The sequence below is a fragment of the Pelagibius sp. genome, from assembly GCF_028289705.1.
Lineage (GTDB): Bacteria > Pseudomonadota > Alphaproteobacteria > Kiloniellales > Kiloniellaceae > Pelagibius.
On record NZ_JANQOI010000085.1, the window covers coordinates 1 to 15156 of the forward strand.

A 15156-nucleotide genomic window follows, 5' to 3' on the forward strand; every position below is an offset into this window, starting at 1 on the left:
CGGCACGGTCGAGCGCGGCACCCTCAAGGTCGGCACCGGCCTGGAGCTGCGGGTCGACAGCGCCCGGCGCACCGCGTTGCGCGCCCATCATTCGGCGACGCACCTGCTGCACGAGGCGCTGCGCCGCCGGCTCGGCGACCACGTGACCCAGAAAGGCTCATTGGTGGCCGAGGATCGGCTGCGCTTCGACATCAGCCATCCCAAGCCCCTGAGCGATGACGACATCCAGGCCGTGGAGGCGGAGGTCAACGCCCGCATCCGCGCGAATGCCTCGGTCGAGACCCGCTTCATGACGCCGGACGAAGCGATCGATGCGGGCGCCCTGGCGCTGTTCGGCGAAAAGTACGGCGACGAGGTCCGCGTGGTCTCCATGGGCGGTGCGGACCGGACCAAGGCCGGCCATCAGTTCTCCACCGAGCTCTGCGGCGGCACCCATGTGCAGCGCAGCGGCGATATCGGCTACTTCAAGATCACCGGCGAGACGGCTCTGGCGGCCGGTGTGCGGCGTATCGAGGCGCTGGCCGGCGAAGCGGCCGCCGTTCATGCTGCCCGGCAGAGCACGGCCCTGGCCGAGGCGGCTGCGGTGCTGAAGGTGGCGCCGGAAGAGCTGCCGGGACGCATCGAGGCGCTGATGGACGAGCGCAAGCGCCTGGACCGGGAGATCGGCGATCTGCGGCGCAAGCTGGCCACCGGCGGCGGCAACGGCGCGGCGCCGGAGACGCGGGAGGTCGCGGGCCTGAAGTTTGCGGCGCGGGTCCTGGAGGGCATTCCGCCCAAGGAGCTGAAGCCCATGGCGGACGATCTGAAAAAGCAGATCGGCTCCGGCGTGGTGGTGCTTGTGGCGGTCAACGAGGGCAAGGCCTCGCTGGTCGTCGGCGTCACCGAGGATGCCACCGGTCAGGCCAGCGCCCTCGACCTGGTGCGTGTCGGCTCCGCCGCGCTCGGCGGCAAAGGCGGGGGCGGGCGCCCCGACATGGCTCAGGCCGGCGGCCCGGACGGAGCCGCGGCGGCAAAGGCCGTCACCGCCATCGAAGCGGCGCTGGCAGCCGGCTAACGCGAAGAGTGTCGAAAGCGCGTTTGCAGGTTGTTGAAGGATTTCTATACGGAGCACACCACCCTTCGAGACGCCGCTTCGCGGCTCCTCAGGGTGAGGCGAGGCGCTGGACTGATTGACCTCATGCTGAGGAGCGAAGCGTCTCGAAGCACGAGGTCAATCAACCAACTGGCCTATTCGACTGCCTGTTAGTCGATATCGGCGGCGACGCGCAGGGTGATGATCTTGTCGGGATCGCGCACCATGCCGCTTTGATCGCCGCGCGGTGCCTTCTTGATCAGGTCGACGAACTCCATGCCTTCGGTCACCCGGCCCCAGACGGTGTACTGCTTGTCGAGGAAGCGTGCCGGCGCGAAGGTGATGAAGAACTGGCTGTTGCCGCTGTTCGGATTCTGCGAGCGGGCCATGCCGACGATGCCGCGTTCGAAGGGCTCGGCCGAGAACTCCGCCGGCAGGTCGGGCAGCTCGGAGCCGCCGCGCCCGGTGCCCGTCGGGTCGCCGGTCTGGGCCATGAAGCCGTCGATCACCCGGTGAAAAACGATGCCGTCGTAGAAGCCCTGGCGGGTCAGCGTCTTGATCTGCTCGACGTGCTTGGGCGCCAGATCTGGCAGCATCTCGATCCGGACGGTGCCGTCCTTCAGTTCCATGACCAGGACGTTTTCGGGATCCGACTGCGCGCCGGCCTCATTGCTTGCTGTGGCCATGGAAAGAACTCCGATCGCGAGAAGTGAGAGAAGAAGCTTCATCTAGGGGCTCCAGATAGGGCAGCGGGCCGGCGCCGGCAAGCGTGGTGTGGATGCTAGCCCATGGCCTTCTGCAGATTTTCGTCCAGCTTGTCCATGAACTCGTCGGTGGTCATCCAGGGCTGGTCCGGGTCGATCAGCAGCGCCAGGTCCTTGGTCATGGAACCAGACTGCACGGTGTCGATGCAGACCTGTTCCAGATCCTGGGCGAACTTCACCACGTCAGGCGTTTCGTCGAAGGTGCCGCGGAAGTGCAGACCGCGGGTCCAGGCGAAGATCGAGGCGATGGGGTTGGTCGAGGTGGGCTTGCCCTGCTGGTGCAGGCGGTAGTGACGAGTCACCGTGCCGTGGGCGGCCTCGGCCTCGATGGTCTTGCCGTCCGGAGTCATCAGCACCGAGGTCATCAGGCCGAGCGAGCCGAAGCCCTGGGCCACAGTGTCGGACTGTACGTCGCCGTCGTAGTTCTTGCAGGCCCAGACGTAGCCGCCGGACCACTTCAGCGCGGCGGCCACCATGTCGTCGATCAGGCGGTGCTCGTAGTGAATGTTCTTGGCCTCGAAGGCCTCCTTGAACTCCTTGTCGAAGGTCTCCTGGAAGATGTCCTTGAAGCGGCCGTCGTAGACTTTGAGGATGGTGTTCTTGGTCGAGAGATAGACCGGCCAGCCGAGGTTCAGACCGTAGTTCAGGCAGGCACGGGCAAAGCCGCGGATCGACTCATCCAGGTTGTACATGCCCATGGCCACGCCGGCCTCCGGGAAATCGAAGATCTCGTAGGTGGTGGGCTCGCCGCCGCCTTCGGGCTGGAACATCATGGTCAGCTTGCCGGGCCCGGGAACCTTGAAGTCGGTGGCGCGATACTGGTCGCCGAAGGCATGGCGGCCGATAACCACCGGCAGGGTCCAGCCCGGCACCAGCCGGGGCACGTTCTGCATGATGATCGGCTGGCGGAAGATGGTGCCGCCGACGATGTTGCGGATGGTGCCGTTGGGCGAGCGCCACATCTTCTTCAGGCCGAATTCCTCGACCCGGCCCTCGTCCGGGGTGATGGTCGCGCATTTGACCCCGACACCGTATTCCTTGATGGCGTTGGCGGAATCGATGGTGATCTGGTCGTCGGTCTCGTCGCGCTTCTGGACGGAGAGGTCGTAGTACTTCAGGTCTACGTCGAGGTAGGGCAGGATCAGCTTGTCCTTGATCTTCTGCCAGATGATGCGCGTCATCTCGTCGCCGTCGAGCTCGACAAGCGGGCTCTTGACCTTGATTTTCCCCATCTGAGTTCTCCGGAAGGGCCGTGGCTTGAACCGCCCGGCCTGGTTATTGGACGCCTCCCGGCCGCCGGCCGGACAGGGCGCAAGATAGCAGGCTATCCGGGCGGTGCAAGGGAGCCGGCCAAGGCAGGCCCCCGGGGAGGATCGGAGCAGCAGGGACGGCCTGACGGCGGCCGGAGCTACATCTGCTCGATCTTGTCGGGGATGGCCGGGCTGGGGGCGCTGGCGGCGGCCTGCAGCACATCCTCCACGCGGTCGACGACCTGAAACAACCCGTCAGTGGGACCGCGCAGATAACCCTCGGCAATCTGGTGGTCGATAAGGTGCAGCAGCGGGTCCCAAAAGCCGTCGATGTTGACCAGCAGGATGGGCTTGTCGTGCAGTTTCAACTGGCGCCAGGTGATGATCTCGAAGGTCTCGTCCAGGGTGCCGAGGCCCCCCGGCAGCGCGCAGAAGGCATCGGCCCGTTCGGCCATGAGTTGCTTGCGGGCGTGCATGGAGTCGACGACAAGGTATTCGTTGGCACTGCGCAGGCCGACCTCCAGCACCTCGAGATGCTCGGGAATGATCGCCACGACACGCCCGCCGGCGTGCTGGGCTCCTTCGGCGACCGCCCCCATGAGCCCGACGCGCCCGCCCCCGAAGACGATGTCGACGCCGCCTTCCGCGGCCAGCCGGCCCAGCGTGCGGGCTGCTTCCAAGTGGCTGTTGCGAACCTTGCCCGAGGAGCCGCAATAGACGCAAAGCGCGGTGAGTTTGGTCATCACAAAGCCGTTACTGTCCGGGGTTGAGGCGGCGTGCGATTGAAATCGCACGGTGATGCGCTAGGCTGGCAGCGCGTCACATAAGCGTGATCGTCTTCTAGCACAGACCGGTGGCCTGCCGCCACAGAAGGTCGTTTCAGGAGGATCACCTGCGCCGCTCGCAGGACGCAAACAAAGAACTGTCCGATGGCCATGGTGCCCGGACGCCAACTATCAAGGAGCAGATCAAGATGATTCGAAAGACGGTCTTGGTAGCAGCGGGGACCCTTGCACTTGCAGTAGGGGGCCTGTTGGGTTCAGGAAGCTTCGTGTCGGAGTCTCAGGCGAGCGGCCTCCAGCTTGCGGATGCGGCGCAGATGACGGCGGTTAAGGAACGCCAGCAAGCCATGAAAGACGTCGGCGCCAACATGAAGATCATCGCCGAGTTCGTGAAGGACTCGAAGGGGACTGCGGCCGAGGCCGCGGCGGCGGCCGACAAGATCGGCGAAATCGCCACGGCCATTCCCGCGGTCTTCAAGGTCAAGGCGACGCTCGAGGAAATGGACGCCGTCGGCAAGAACCGCGGCAAGCCGGAGATCTGGTCCGACTGGAACGGCTTCCTCGCCCGCGGCAAGGCGCTGGAGGACGAGTCGGCGAAGATGGCCTCGGCCCTCAATGGCGGCGATGCGGCGGCTATCCAGGCGCAGTTCGCGGCCTTCGGCAAGGAAGGCTGTGGCGGCTGCCACAAGACTTACCGTGGCCCGAAGGTCGACGGTTAGTCGCTCTTAGTTTCTCGTTTGTGCAAAACAGGGTGGCGGGCACGGCCGGTGCCCGCCATCTTTACCGATGATGCCTGCGACAGCAGACCGATGGGGCGGGGTGATGCCCCTGGCGCGAACGATGACAGCAACCGCTGCCGTCGCGGTCCTGCTTGGGCTCTTTGCGGTCGCCGGGCCGCCGGCGCTGGGCCAGGAAGCCTCGCAAGAGACGGCGGCCGAAGCGCTTTCTGAGGCGGCGCAGCGGGGCGCCTATGTCTTTCGCGCCGCCGGATGCTATGGCTGCCACACCGACGAGAAGGGCGGCGGTGCGCCCCTGGCCGGGGGACGTGCCCTGAAGACGCCCTTTGGAACCTTCTACAGTCCCAACATCACGCCACATCCGGAACATGGCATCGGCGCCTGGAGCGACGACGACTTTCTCGCTGCCCTGCGCCACGGCGAGTCGCCGGGCGGCGATCCCTACTACCCGGCCTTTCCCTATACCTCCTACACCGGCATGAGTGATGGCGACATTGCCGACCTCAGGGCCTATCTCTTCGCACAGGCACCGGTGGACAGGGCCAATCAGCCTCACGACCTGGATTTTCCCTACAGCCTGCGCTTCACCCTCGGCATCTGGAAGGCGCTCTATTTCGAGGCCGGTGCCTTCGAACCGTCGGCGGATCAGGACGCGGTCTGGAACCGCGGCGCCTATCTGACCCGCCACCTCGGCCATTGCGGTGAGTGCCACAGTCCGCGCGGTGCGCTGGGCGCCGTCGACATGGATCGCGAGTTGGCCGGCAATCCCCAGGGGCCCGATGGCGGGAAGGTCCCGAACCTGACGCCGGGCAAGAACGGCCTGGCCGAGTGGAGCGAATCGGACATCGTCTGGGCCCTCAGAGACGGCCTTACCCCCGAAGGCGACTACCTGAGCGACTCCATGGGGGAGGTGATCGAGCACGGCACCAGCCACCTCAATGCCGAGGACCTGGCTGCGATTGCCAAATATATCAAGAGCTTACCGCCGAATTCGGGGCTTTAACCCTATGCGACCCGGCATTGCACCCCCGGAGCCTGCGTACTAGGCTATTTTCGGGGGTTTGGAGGCCGGGCAGTTGAGAAGGCTTGTACTTGGTCTGGGGGTTGCCGCAGCGGCAGCCGCCGCCGTTTCAGGTTACCTGCTTTTCGGCAGCGAAGAGGAGGTGTCGCCGGTCGCCGACACCGCCACCTCGCAGCAGCAGGCCGCCGAAGCGGCACCGTCGTCACCGCCTCAAGACGCGCCGGCGACGGCCCCTGCAGAAGTGCGCGAAGCCGTATCCGACGCCACCGCGACGACGGCGACAGCGCCCGCTGTCGTTTCCACGACCACTCCCTCTGACACCGAAGCGGCGCCCGAGGCGGCCACGCCGCCGCAGCGTCCGCAGGTGGTGCAGCGTGCGCCCGCTACCGCATCGAAGCCTCCCGCCAGCTCAGAGGACTCGGAGCCTTCCGGTGCCGAGGCGCCTTCGGCGCCCGGCCCGACCTTCGACGTGGTGCGTGTCGAACCGACAGGCGAGACAGTGATCGCCGGGCGGGCCGAACCGAACAGCGATGTCACCGTGACCCTCGGCGAAAGCGACACGGTCGGTACCGTCCGGGCGGACCGCAGCGGCGCCTGGGCTATCGTCGCAGAGAAGCCGCTGGAACCCGGAACACACGAGATCGGGATTGAGTCGGAAACGCCGAAAGGCGAAAAGCAGCTTTCGGAAAACCTGGTGGTGGTCGTCGTACCGAAACCAAAGGTGCCCGCGCAGCCGGCGGCCGTCCCGGATGCCGATAGCGGACCGGAAGCCGCCAAGCAGGACGCTGCCACGGTGGCCGATGCGGGCGATGCTAAAGCGGACGAGCCGGCGTCAAGCCAGGTGCTCGCCCTGCTCACGCCGCGGGCCGGCGGCGGCGCGACCAAGGTGCTGCCGCAGCAAACCTCGCAGGGCATTGCCGAGGGCAGCCTGGTGCTCGATTCCGTCGACTATGACGAGAACGGGCGCGCGGTTCTGGGCGGACGGTCGGAGCCCGGCGCCCGCATGCTGGTCTATCTCGACAACGGGTTGATCGGCGAAGCGGTCGCGGGCGATGACGGCCGCTGGATCCTGTTGCCGGAGGACCGCATCGCCGAAGGCCTGCACCGGCTGCGGGTCGATCAGGTGGACGGCTCCGGTTCTGTTCTCGCACGGGTGGAAACGCCGTTCTCGCGCGAAGCGCCGCGGCCCGTCGAAGCGGGCGAGGCCTACGTGATCGTGCAGCCGGGCAATTCCCTGTGGCGCATCGCCAGGCGGACCTACGGGCGGGGCCGGACCTATACCGTCATCTACCAGGCCAACGCCGATCAGATCCGCGACCCCGACCTCATATACCCGGGTCAGGTCTTCGAACTGCCACGCGTGAACTGAAGATCCTCAGATCGGCCCACAGATCGTACTGGGGTCAGGCTTCGTTCGGAAGCGCTCCGCCGGATGCTTCGTCCCGCGCGGCGGCTGCCAGGGGACGCGCTGCAAGCGCGTCGGCCAGCAAATCGACATAGGGCTTGAAGTCGACGATGAGGGCGGCGGCGGTGGCGATCACGCTGACCGGCGTGCGCGGGCTGGGGGGCGTGAGTTCACCCTGCAGAACCATGTCCTGCTTCTCCGACAGCAGGATCTGTCCGCGATGCAGCCGGTCGGTGGCGGCAAGAACGCTGCGGGCCAGGCGGCGGCCTTCCGGCGATTCGGCGGAGTAGGGCAGCTTGCCGAGATTGGCCTTGATCCGCAGCGGCGCGCTCCGGCCCTCGAGATCGGCCTCGAAGCGGATGCCGCAGGCGGTGAAGCTGAAGTGCAGGGGGCGGTCTTCGTCGTTGCGCTGGATATGGCCGTCGGCGCCGAGGGCGATCGCACCCACTTCCAAGGGAACGGCGGTGTCGGCCACCGTCTTGACCGCCGACTTGTCGTCGTCCGGAGCCACGGCCTCGCCGGGCTCGATCTCCTGGGCGTTCAAGGCTTGATCTCCCCTCACATCAGCCCCCTTAGCTAGCATAGGAGCCTTTAAGGTTCCGTAAAGCGCTGCCGGCCTTGGGTTTTCGAATGTTTGACGGGGCCCCGTCTCGTCCATTACTGCTTGGGAACCGCAACACAAGCCAGCGAGAAGATTCGGTGTTCAGAAGCGTACTCGTTCCGATCAACCGGGCCGGATGGCCCTTCATCGGCGCGGCCTTCGCCGCAGCGGTGATCCTGGGCCTGCTGTGGGGGCCGCTGTTCTGGCTGGGGCTGCTGGCGACCGCATTCTGCACCTATTTCTTCCGTGATCCGCCGCGGGTCACCCCGACGCGGCCGGGCCTGGTGATCGCGCCGGCCGACGGCATGGTGCAGCCGATCGTGCGGGCGGTCCCGCCGCCGGAACTGGAACTGGGCGACCAGCCGCTGACCCGGGTTTCCATCTTCCTCAACGTATTCAACGTACACGTCAACCGGGTGCCGGCGGATGGGAAGATCTCAGCCCTGTCGTATCGGCCGGGCAAGTTTCTCAACGCCGCCCTCGACAAGGCCTCAGAGGACAACGAGCGGATGTCCCTGAAGGTCACCATCTACGACGGCGTCGAGCTGGGCTTCGTTCAGATCGCCGGCCTGGTGGCACGGCGCATCATCTGCCATGCCACGCTGGGACAGCCGGTGCGCGCCGGCCAGGTCTTCGGGCTGATCCGCTTCGGCAGCCGCATGGACGTCTACCTGCCGGAAGGGGTCGCGCCCATCGTGGTACCCTATCAGACGGCGGTGGCTGGAGAGACCGTGATCGCCGATCTCATGTCCCAGGAACCGGCGCGCGAGGGGGAGGAGCGCTAGCATGGCGCGGCTGCGCCGCAGACGGGTCTCGGCCCTCTCGATCAACCGCATGATCCCCAATGCGCTGACCTTGCTGGCGCTCTGTGCCGGGCTGACCGCCGTGCGCATGGCGCTGCAGGATCGTTGGGAGGTTGCAGTCGGGGCCGTGGTGGTGGCCATGCTCCTGGACGGCCTCGACGGGCGCATCGCCCGGCTGATGGGGGCGACCAGCGAGTTCGGTGCCCAGCTCGACTCCCTCTCCGACGTCATCGCCTTCGGCGTGACGCCGGCGGTGATGATCTATCTCTGGACGCTGTCGGACGCCGGGGGCCTGGGTTGGGCCTTCTGTCTCGTCTTCGCTGCCTGCTGCGCCCTGCGCCTGGCCCGCTTCAACGCCGCCCTGGGCGAGGAGAACCCGCAGCCGCTGGCCTCGCGCTACTTCGTCGGCGTGCCAGCCCCCTGCGCTGCCGGCCTGGCGCTGCTGCCGCTCACCATGAGCTTTGTCTTCGGCGACAGCATCCTGCGCAGCGATCTGCTCAACATCCTGACGCTGCTGGCGGTGGCCATCCTGATGGTCAGCCAGGTTCCCACCTATTCGGCGAAGCGGATCAAGCTGCGGCTGCCCCATCGCCGGATCGCCATGGTCGGCCTCGTGGTCTTTGCCGCCTTCCTGATTTCCGAGCCCTGGATCACCGTCACCCTGGTCGGCCTGCTCTATCTGGGAAGCATTCCGGTGGCGGCGATGCAATACCGCCGCGAAGTCGCCGCTGCTGCTCTGGAGCAGCCGCCGGCAGCGCAGGACGATCCGGACTCCGGAGAGGACGCATAGGGCGTTTTCGGCTCACTGCGAACCGGGCCGGGTCCGGCAAAAACGGGAATGACCCTATTCGGCCGCCTCGGGCACGCTCGGGCCGGGCCGGTCCAGATCTTCGCCGCCGTCGTTGATCTTGCGCGGACCGCGCCGGCGGCGCTTGTCCTTCGGCTCCTTGGCGGAGGCGCTGCGGCCGCCCCGCAAGCGCTTCATCAGTTGCGCCACGTTCTCGCGAAGCATCAGGGCGCTGGGGGTGACCAGCAGGGTCAGCAGGGTCGCGAAGCTGAGGCCGAAGACGATCGCCGTCGATAGCTGGCGCCACCATTGGGTCGACGGCGCACCGGTCTGAACGGTGCGCGAGAAGAAGTCAATGTTGGTGGCCAGCACCATGGGCATCAGCCCCAGGATGGTGGTGATGGTGGTGAGCAGGACCGGGCGCAGGCGTTGCGCGCCGGTGCGCAGAACGGCCTCTTTGGTGTCGGCCGTGGTTTCCCTCAGGCGGTCGAAGGTGTCGATCAGCACGATGTTGTTGTTGACCACGATCCCCGCCAGGGCGATCACGCCGATGCCCGACATGACGATGCCAAAGGGCTGATTGGTGACCAGCAGGCCGATCATCACACCGACGGTCGACATCACGACGGCGGTGAGGATCAGAAAGGCGCTGTAGAAGCTGTTGAACTGGGTCACCAGGATGATCGCCATCATGAACAGGGCGACGGCGAAGGCCTTGCCGAGGAAGGCCGAGGCTGCCTTCTGCTCCTCGTCCTCGCCTTTGAACTTGATGTTGAGCAGCGGGTCAAAGTCCTGTCCGGCCAGCCAGGCGCGCACCTGCTGCACCTTGTCGTCGACCAACAGGCCCTGCGCGACGTCCGCCTTGATGGTCATGGCCCGGCGGCCGTCCGTGCGGTGCAGCAGACCGACCTTCGGCTTGGCCACGCGGGTGACGAAGTTGGCGATGGGAATCAGCCCGGCGGAGGTCTGCATGCGGATCAGGTCGAGCTGTTCAATGTTGCGATACTGCTCGGGCAGGCGCACCACGATGTCGATTTCTTCGCTGCTGTCGTCGGGGCGGTATTCGCCCAGCTTCATCCCGTTGGTGAGCATGCGCACATAGCTGCCGATCAGGCTGATGTCGGCGCCGAACTTCGCAGCCTGGGCCCTGTCGACCACCAGTTCCCACTCGATTCCGGGGATCTGAGCGCCGTCTTCGATGTCGACGAAGCCGCCGATTTCCGACAAGGCCGTGACGATGCGACGGACGGCCGGTTCGATCAGCGAGGGTTGGCCCGAGGAGACCTCAATCTGCACCGGCTTGCCCACCGGCGGTCCGGCCTCTTCTTTTCGCGGTTCCACGAAAACGCCGGCGAAGATTTCGCTGCGCTCACGGATCTCCGTGAGGATCTCGTCGGCCGGTCGGCGCAGGAACCAGTCGACGAACTCCAGGGTGATCTTGCCGATCACGTCCTCGGCCTCGTCTCCGCCACGGGTTCCGGCGTCCGCCATGGACTGGGCGCTGATGGCGTGGAACTCACCGTGTTCCCGCTGCATTGCCAGGACGACCTGCTCGACCTCGCGGACGAGCTGATCGCGCTCGTCGATCGAGAAGTTACCGCGGGCATGAAGCTGCAGGATGGCGTTTTGCGGCTCCACGTCGGGGAAGAACTCGACGCCGCGTCCGTAGGTGGCATAGGCCATCTGCACGCCGACCAGCAGGCTCACCGCCACGAGCAGGATCTTCGCCGGATGGCGCAGGGCAAAGCCCAGCACCTTCAGATAGGCCCCGGTCAGTCCCCTGACCGCCCTGATGTCGCCGTGCTCGCCGGCCGCCAGCGCCTTCATGGTTTCCGGGTCGGCAGTGCCGCCGGGTTTGCCGAAGACCGAGCCCAGGGTGGGCACGAAGATCAGCGCCATCATGAGCGAGGCGCTCAGCGTGGCGATGAGGGTCAGCGGCAGGTAGCGCATGAACTCGCCCACGACCCCCGGCCAGAACATCAGCGGCAGGAAGGCGGCCAGGGTGGTCGCCGTCGCCGCGATGATGGGCCAGGCCATGCGCTTGCTGGCCAGGGCGTAGGCCTGTTTCTTGGGCAGGCCCTCGCTCATTTTGCGGTCGGCGTATTCGGTCACCACGATGGCGCCGTCCACCAGCATGCCCACCGCCAGGATGAGGGCGAAGAGCACCACGATATTGACGGTCAGGCCGGCGATGGCGAGCACCAGGATACCGGTGAGGAAGGAGCCCGGAATGGCGATGCCGACGAAGCAGGCGGTCCTCATGCCCAGGGCGGCGACCACCACCACCATGACCAGCAAAATGGCGCTCAGCACGTTGTTTTGCAGATCCAGCAGGTTGTTGCGGATGTCGGTGGACTTGTCCTGGCTGTAGGACACGTTGACCGTGTCGGGCCAGCCGGCGCGCGCCTCCTCCACCACCGCGCGGACCCGTTCGATGGTTTCGATGATGTTCTCGCCGGTGCGTTTGGAGACCTCGAGCGCCAGGGCCGGCTGGCCGTTGAGGCGGGCAAAGCCCTCGGAGTCCTTGAAGGTGCGGCGCAGGCTGGCGATATCGCGGAACCGCACCACGGCATCGTCGTTCACTTTCACCGGCAGATTGACGATGTCCTCCATGGTCTCGAAGAGCCCGGGAACTTTGACCGCGAAGCGGCCCTGGCCGGTGTCGAGGGAGCCGGCGGCCACCACCAGGTTGGACTTGGCCACCATCTCCAGGATGTCGGAGGCGTTGAGGTTGTAGCTCTCCAGTGCCAGGGGGTCGACGATGACCTCCAGCAGCTCGTCGCGGTCGCCGGCGATCTCCGCTTCCAGGACGCTGGAGATACCTTCGATCCTGTCCTGCAGGTCGCGGGCGATGCGCAGCAGCGTGCGCTCCGGCGCGGTGCCGGACAGGGACACCGTCAGCACCGGGAAGAGCGAGAGGTTGATTTCGTGGACGGTGGGTTCCTCGGCGTCGTCGGGCAGTTCCGGCTTGGCGAGATCGACCTTCTCGCGCACGTCCACCAGCGCCTTATCGGCATCGAAGCCGGCCTCGAACTCCATGACCACGTTGGCGCCACCCAGGTAGGCGGTCGAGGTCATCTCCTTCACGCCCTCGATGGCGCGCAGTTCCTTCTCCAAAGGCTTGATCAGCAGGCGTTCGGCATCTTCCGGCGAGATGCCCTCGTGTGACACGACGACATAGAGCGTCGGAATGTTGATGTCCGGCGAATCCTCTTTGGGAATTGACACGTAGGCGAAGCTGCCGGCGATGAGGATCAGCAGCAGCGCGGAGATGACAGTACGGGAATGGGAGATCGCCGCGTCGATGATGGCGTTCACGAAGCGAGGTCCTTCAGGCTGTCTTCGATCTCCGCTTCGGACACGCTGCGTACGCTTTCTCCGGGCCGCACATATTCCTGGCCGACAGTGATGAGGGTGACTTCGTCCGGCAGACCGGCGATCCAGACCCCTTCATTGCCGGTATCGACAATCTTGGCCGGGTGGAAGACCACGCGGTTGTTCTCGTCCACCGCCTTCACGCCGATCAGCCCCTTGTCGGAGAGCGTGAGAATGGCCGGGGAAACGAGATGGGCCGTGGTTTGGTCCAGGGGCAGGGCGATTTCCGCGGTCATCCCGTCGGCGATGCGCCCTTCGGGATTGTCGACCTCCAGTTCCACGCGAAAGGTGCGCGTGGCCTCGTCGGCGATGGTTGAAATGTGGCGGATATGGCCTTCCACTTGATCGCCGGTCATCAGCCTGGCCTGGCCGATGGCGCCGAGCGAAAGACGCTGTACGTCACGCTCGTTCACCTGCGTGACGATCAGGATGGGGTCGAGTTCGACCAAGCGGGTGATGGGATCGCCACGGTCGACGAAATCGCCCAGTTCCATGAGCCGTTTGTCAACGACACCGTCGAAGGGCGCACGGATCACGGTGTAGCCGAGCTCGACCTGGGCGATCTTGACCTCCGCCTCGGCGGCTTCCAAGGAGGCCTCCGTCGCGGCAACCTGGGTGCTTGCCCGGAATCCCTTCTTGGACAGCTTCTGGTCGGCTTCGTACTCGATCTGGCGTTGGGCGAGCAGTGCCTTGGCTTCGGCCAGGCGCGCCCGGCGGTCGCCGGGGGAAAGCCTGGCAATGATCTCACCCGCGGCGACCCTGCTGCCTTCCTCGACGGTCAGTTCGATGATCCGCCCGTGGGTTTCCGATTTGACCTCGATCAGGCGGTTGGCTTCGGTCCGGCCGCGCAGCAGGTCGATGACCGCATGGTCTTGCGCAACGGATTTGCGGACCCGCACTGCCGGCGGCTCGCCCAACTCGGCCAGGTCGGCGGGCGGCTTCTGTGCTTCGGGCTGGGCGTCGATTTCGCCCAGTTGGCCGGAGGCGACCCATGCCGCTGCCGCCACGGCGAAGAAGAAGGCGAGGAAGAAGGAGCGTTTCATTTTCGGGGCGCTCTAGGTTGCTTGTTGCTCGGGGCCTGGAGGTGATACGCAGGTTTGCGGCATTGCGTGCCTTCCGGGTCTTCTACTCGGCCACCAGGGCTTCAGGTTCGGCGACGTCCGCGATCAGGGCATCGCGGTTGGTCTCGAGGTATTCCGCGGCGGCGCGGTAAACGGCGATGCCCATGCCACGCACGAAGGTCGCCCCCGGCGGCGAACAGCGCGCGGCCTCACAGTCCTCCATCCGTTCGAGCGACTCGCGGTACCAGGCGATCCGCTGGTCGATCAACGCGGCGACGCGCGCCGGTGGCAGAAACTGGGCAAAAGACAGAATGAACAGGAAATCCGAGCGCATCCGATCGTGGTCCGGTTCGGCCAAGAGAGCGGTGGTGAAGACGTCGCGGCCCTTGGCGGTTAAGGAGTAGATCTTCTTGTCGGGGCGCTTTTCCTGGGCTTGAGCCCGGCAGGCCACCAGGCCTTCGGCGCTCAGGGCGTTGAGTGCCGGGTAGATCGATCCAAAGCTCGCTTGGTGAAAATGGCTGAAGGGGCCCTCCTCGAAGGCCTTCTTGATTTCATAGCCGCTCGCCTCTCCCCGGGAGAGCACACCAAGACAGAGGATTTTGACGTCCATCGCTACTTTTCCGATAAAGCCGATGCTCGCGTGCCGCAGTAGGCTTTACAGTAAACTATATCGACGAAAAATATATCAGAGCAATATATGTATGGTGGCCATGTGCGGATTGCAAGGCTGGGAAAGGGTGAGAATACATCTAAAATATTTAATAAAATCAAAAATTTGAGTGCGATCGGCGAGCCTTGTATAATGACCTCCTGTGCGAAAAGTGTGTCAGTAACCACAGATCGGTGTCTCGATGATGCAGGGCTTTGCGATCTCGCTTTCAGGTTTGATGGCTCAGGGCAAGCGCTTGGCTGTTTCCGCGGCCAATGTGGCGAACATGCGCAGCCGCGGGGTCGACCCCGAGGGGCCCGCGCAGCAACCGGGCGCCTACGGCCCTGGGCGCGTGCAGGAAGTGTCCGTGCCCGGAGGTGGCGTCCGGGGGGAGGTGCGTCCGATCACCCCGGCATCGGTCCAGACCTACGAGCCGGGCAGCCCGGACGCGGACGCGGAGGGTCTGGTCGATCGGCCCAACGTCAATCTGGCCGAAGAGCTGGTCACCCAGATGCAGGCGCAGCGCGCCTATGAGGCCAATGCCGCCGCCCTGCGCACCCAAGACGAGGTCACCAAGAGCCTTCTGGACATCAAGTCCTAGGTATCACGCCCCGCCCAAGCGCCGCGTCCGCCTGGACGGAAGAGACGGTAAAGCCTACGCGGTCGCCGCGGTTCTATATACCCTCTGAAGTAGCAAATCTCATTCAGCGGTGGAACGGCGGGCGTCCGCCCGCGGGGCCGATGCCAAGATTTCCCAGCGCTGCGCTCATGCCTCTGTCTTCAACAGGAGTGTCCATGAAATCGTTATTTATCAATGATATAATCATTAGATGTCTCTAAATGCATGCT

14 protein-coding genes are annotated in these 15156 nt (G+C 65.4%); 7 read left to right on the top strand and 7 right to left on the bottom strand.

The features are described from left to right. Positions 1–1054, top strand: a 1054-nt coding sequence (locus tag Q0996_RS10120) for a DHHA1 domain-containing protein (RefSeq protein WP_299618535.1), incomplete at its 5' end; no start/stop codon positions are given. Between the two features lie 188 nt (positions 1055–1242). On the opposite strand, the gene Q0996_RS10125 is transcribed toward Q0996_RS10120, so the two are convergent. The 3 genes from Q0996_RS10125 to Q0996_RS10135 form a co-directional block, all read right to left on the bottom strand. Continuing rightward, complete coding sequence (locus Q0996_RS10125; protein ID WP_299618538.1) at positions 1243–1758, bottom strand: peptidylprolyl isomerase; 516 nt, start codon at positions 1756–1758, stop codon at positions 1243–1245. A 95-nt stretch (positions 1759–1853) separates the two neighbouring features. Beyond that, positions 1854–3068: an NADP-dependent isocitrate dehydrogenase gene (locus tag Q0996_RS10130; RefSeq protein ID WP_299618541.1), complete on the bottom strand. Its 1215-nt coding sequence runs from the start codon at positions 3066–3068 to the stop codon at positions 1854–1856. A 176-nt stretch (positions 3069–3244) separates the two neighbouring features. After that, positions 3245–3829 (bottom strand): TIGR00730 family Rossman fold protein, encoded by a 585-nt coding sequence (locus Q0996_RS10135; RefSeq protein ID WP_299618544.1) that lies wholly within the window; start codon positions 3827–3829, stop codon positions 3245–3247. A 110-nt stretch (positions 3830–3939) separates the two neighbouring features. Between Q0996_RS10135 and Q0996_RS10140 the strand changes: the two genes are divergently transcribed. The 3 genes from Q0996_RS10140 to Q0996_RS10150 all read left to right on the top strand — a co-directional run bounded on the left by Q0996_RS10140 (position 3940) and on the right by Q0996_RS10150 (position 6995). Next, on the top strand, positions 3940–4587 hold the full coding sequence (locus Q0996_RS10140) for a cytochrome c (RefSeq protein WP_299618546.1): 648 nt from the start codon (positions 3940–3942) through the stop codon (positions 4585–4587). A 121-nt stretch (positions 4588–4708) separates the two neighbouring features. Continuing rightward, positions 4709–5608 (top strand): cytochrome c, encoded by a 900-nt coding sequence (locus Q0996_RS10145; RefSeq protein ID WP_299618549.1) that lies wholly within the window; start codon positions 4709–4711, stop codon positions 5606–5608. A 58-nt stretch (positions 5609–5666) separates the two neighbouring features. After that, on the top strand, positions 5667–6995 hold the full coding sequence (locus tag Q0996_RS10150) for a LysM peptidoglycan-binding domain-containing protein (protein ID WP_299618552.1): 1329 nt from the start codon (positions 5667–5669) through the stop codon (positions 6993–6995). A 34-nt stretch (positions 6996–7029) separates the two neighbouring features. Here the strand turns inward: Q0996_RS10150 and Q0996_RS10155 are convergent, their stop codons facing one another. Beyond that, positions 7030–7575, bottom strand: a complete 546-nt coding sequence (locus Q0996_RS10155) for a hypothetical protein (RefSeq protein WP_299618555.1) — start codon at positions 7573–7575, stop codon at positions 7030–7032. Between the two features lie 86 nt (positions 7576–7661). Between Q0996_RS10155 and Q0996_RS10160 the strand changes: the two genes are divergently transcribed. Beyond that, positions 7662–8417, top strand: a complete 756-nt coding sequence (locus tag Q0996_RS10160) for a phosphatidylserine decarboxylase (protein WP_299618557.1) — start codon at positions 7662–7664, stop codon at positions 8415–8417. A gap of 1 nt (position 8418) precedes the next feature. Continuing rightward, on the top strand, positions 8419–9225 hold the full coding sequence (gene pssA / locus Q0996_RS10165; RefSeq protein WP_299618560.1) for a CDP-diacylglycerol--serine O-phosphatidyltransferase: 807 nt from the start codon (positions 8419–8421) through the stop codon (positions 9223–9225). A gap of 54 nt (positions 9226–9279) precedes the next feature. Here pssA and Q0996_RS10170 read toward each other — a convergent pair whose 3' ends face one another. The 3 genes from Q0996_RS10170 to Q0996_RS10180 all read right to left on the bottom strand — a co-directional run bounded on the left by Q0996_RS10170 (position 9280) and on the right by Q0996_RS10180 (position 14268). Continuing rightward, positions 9280–12540, bottom strand: coding sequence for an efflux RND transporter permease subunit (locus Q0996_RS10170; RefSeq protein WP_299618563.1), 3261 nt, complete (start codon positions 12538–12540; stop codon positions 9280–9282). Beyond that, on the bottom strand, positions 12537–13640 hold the full coding sequence (locus Q0996_RS10175; protein ID WP_299618566.1) for an efflux RND transporter periplasmic adaptor subunit: 1104 nt from the start codon (positions 13638–13640) through the stop codon (positions 12537–12539). Before Q0996_RS10175 ends, Q0996_RS10170 begins: the two co-directional genes overlap by 4 nt. Positions 13641–13722: 82 nt before the next feature. Next, positions 13723–14268, bottom strand: coding sequence for a PadR family transcriptional regulator (locus tag Q0996_RS10180; protein ID WP_299618569.1), 546 nt, complete (start codon positions 14266–14268; stop codon positions 13723–13725). Between the two features lie 295 nt (positions 14269–14563). Between Q0996_RS10180 and Q0996_RS10185 the strand changes: the two genes are divergently transcribed. Further along, entirely contained in the window at positions 14564–14908 is a 345-nt protein-coding gene (locus tag Q0996_RS10185; protein WP_367575663.1) for a flagellar basal body rod protein FlgC, read from the top strand. Positions 14909–15156: the final 248 nt, after the last annotated feature.

Coding starts and splice junctions, on each gene's coding strand:
- Q0996_RS10135 (WP_299618544.1), bottom strand. CDS start 3,829: ATGACCAAACTCACCGCGCTTTGCGTCTATTGCGGCTCCTCGGGCAAG.
- Q0996_RS10160 (WP_299618557.1), top strand. CDS start 7,662: ATGTTTGACGGGGCCCCGTCTCGTCCATTACTGCTTGGGAACCGCAAC.
- Q0996_RS10130 (WP_299618541.1), bottom strand. CDS start 3,068: ATGGGGAAAATCAAGGTCAAGAGCCCGCTTGTCGAGCTCGACGGCGAC.
- Q0996_RS10125 (WP_299618538.1), bottom strand. CDS start 1,758: ATGGCCACAGCAAGCAATGAGGCCGGCGCGCAGTCGGATCCCGAAAAC.
- pssA (WP_299618560.1), top strand. CDS start 8,419: ATGGCGCGGCTGCGCCGCAGACGGGTCTCGGCCCTCTCGATCAACCGC.
- Q0996_RS10145 (WP_299618549.1), top strand. CDS start 4,709: ATGACAGCAACCGCTGCCGTCGCGGTCCTGCTTGGGCTCTTTGCGGTC.
- Q0996_RS10180 (WP_299618569.1), bottom strand. CDS start 14,268: ATGGACGTCAAAATCCTCTGTCTTGGTGTGCTCTCCCGGGGAGAGGCG.
- Q0996_RS10175 (WP_299618566.1), bottom strand. CDS start 13,640: ATGAAACGCTCCTTCTTCCTCGCCTTCTTCTTCGCCGTGGCGGCAGCG.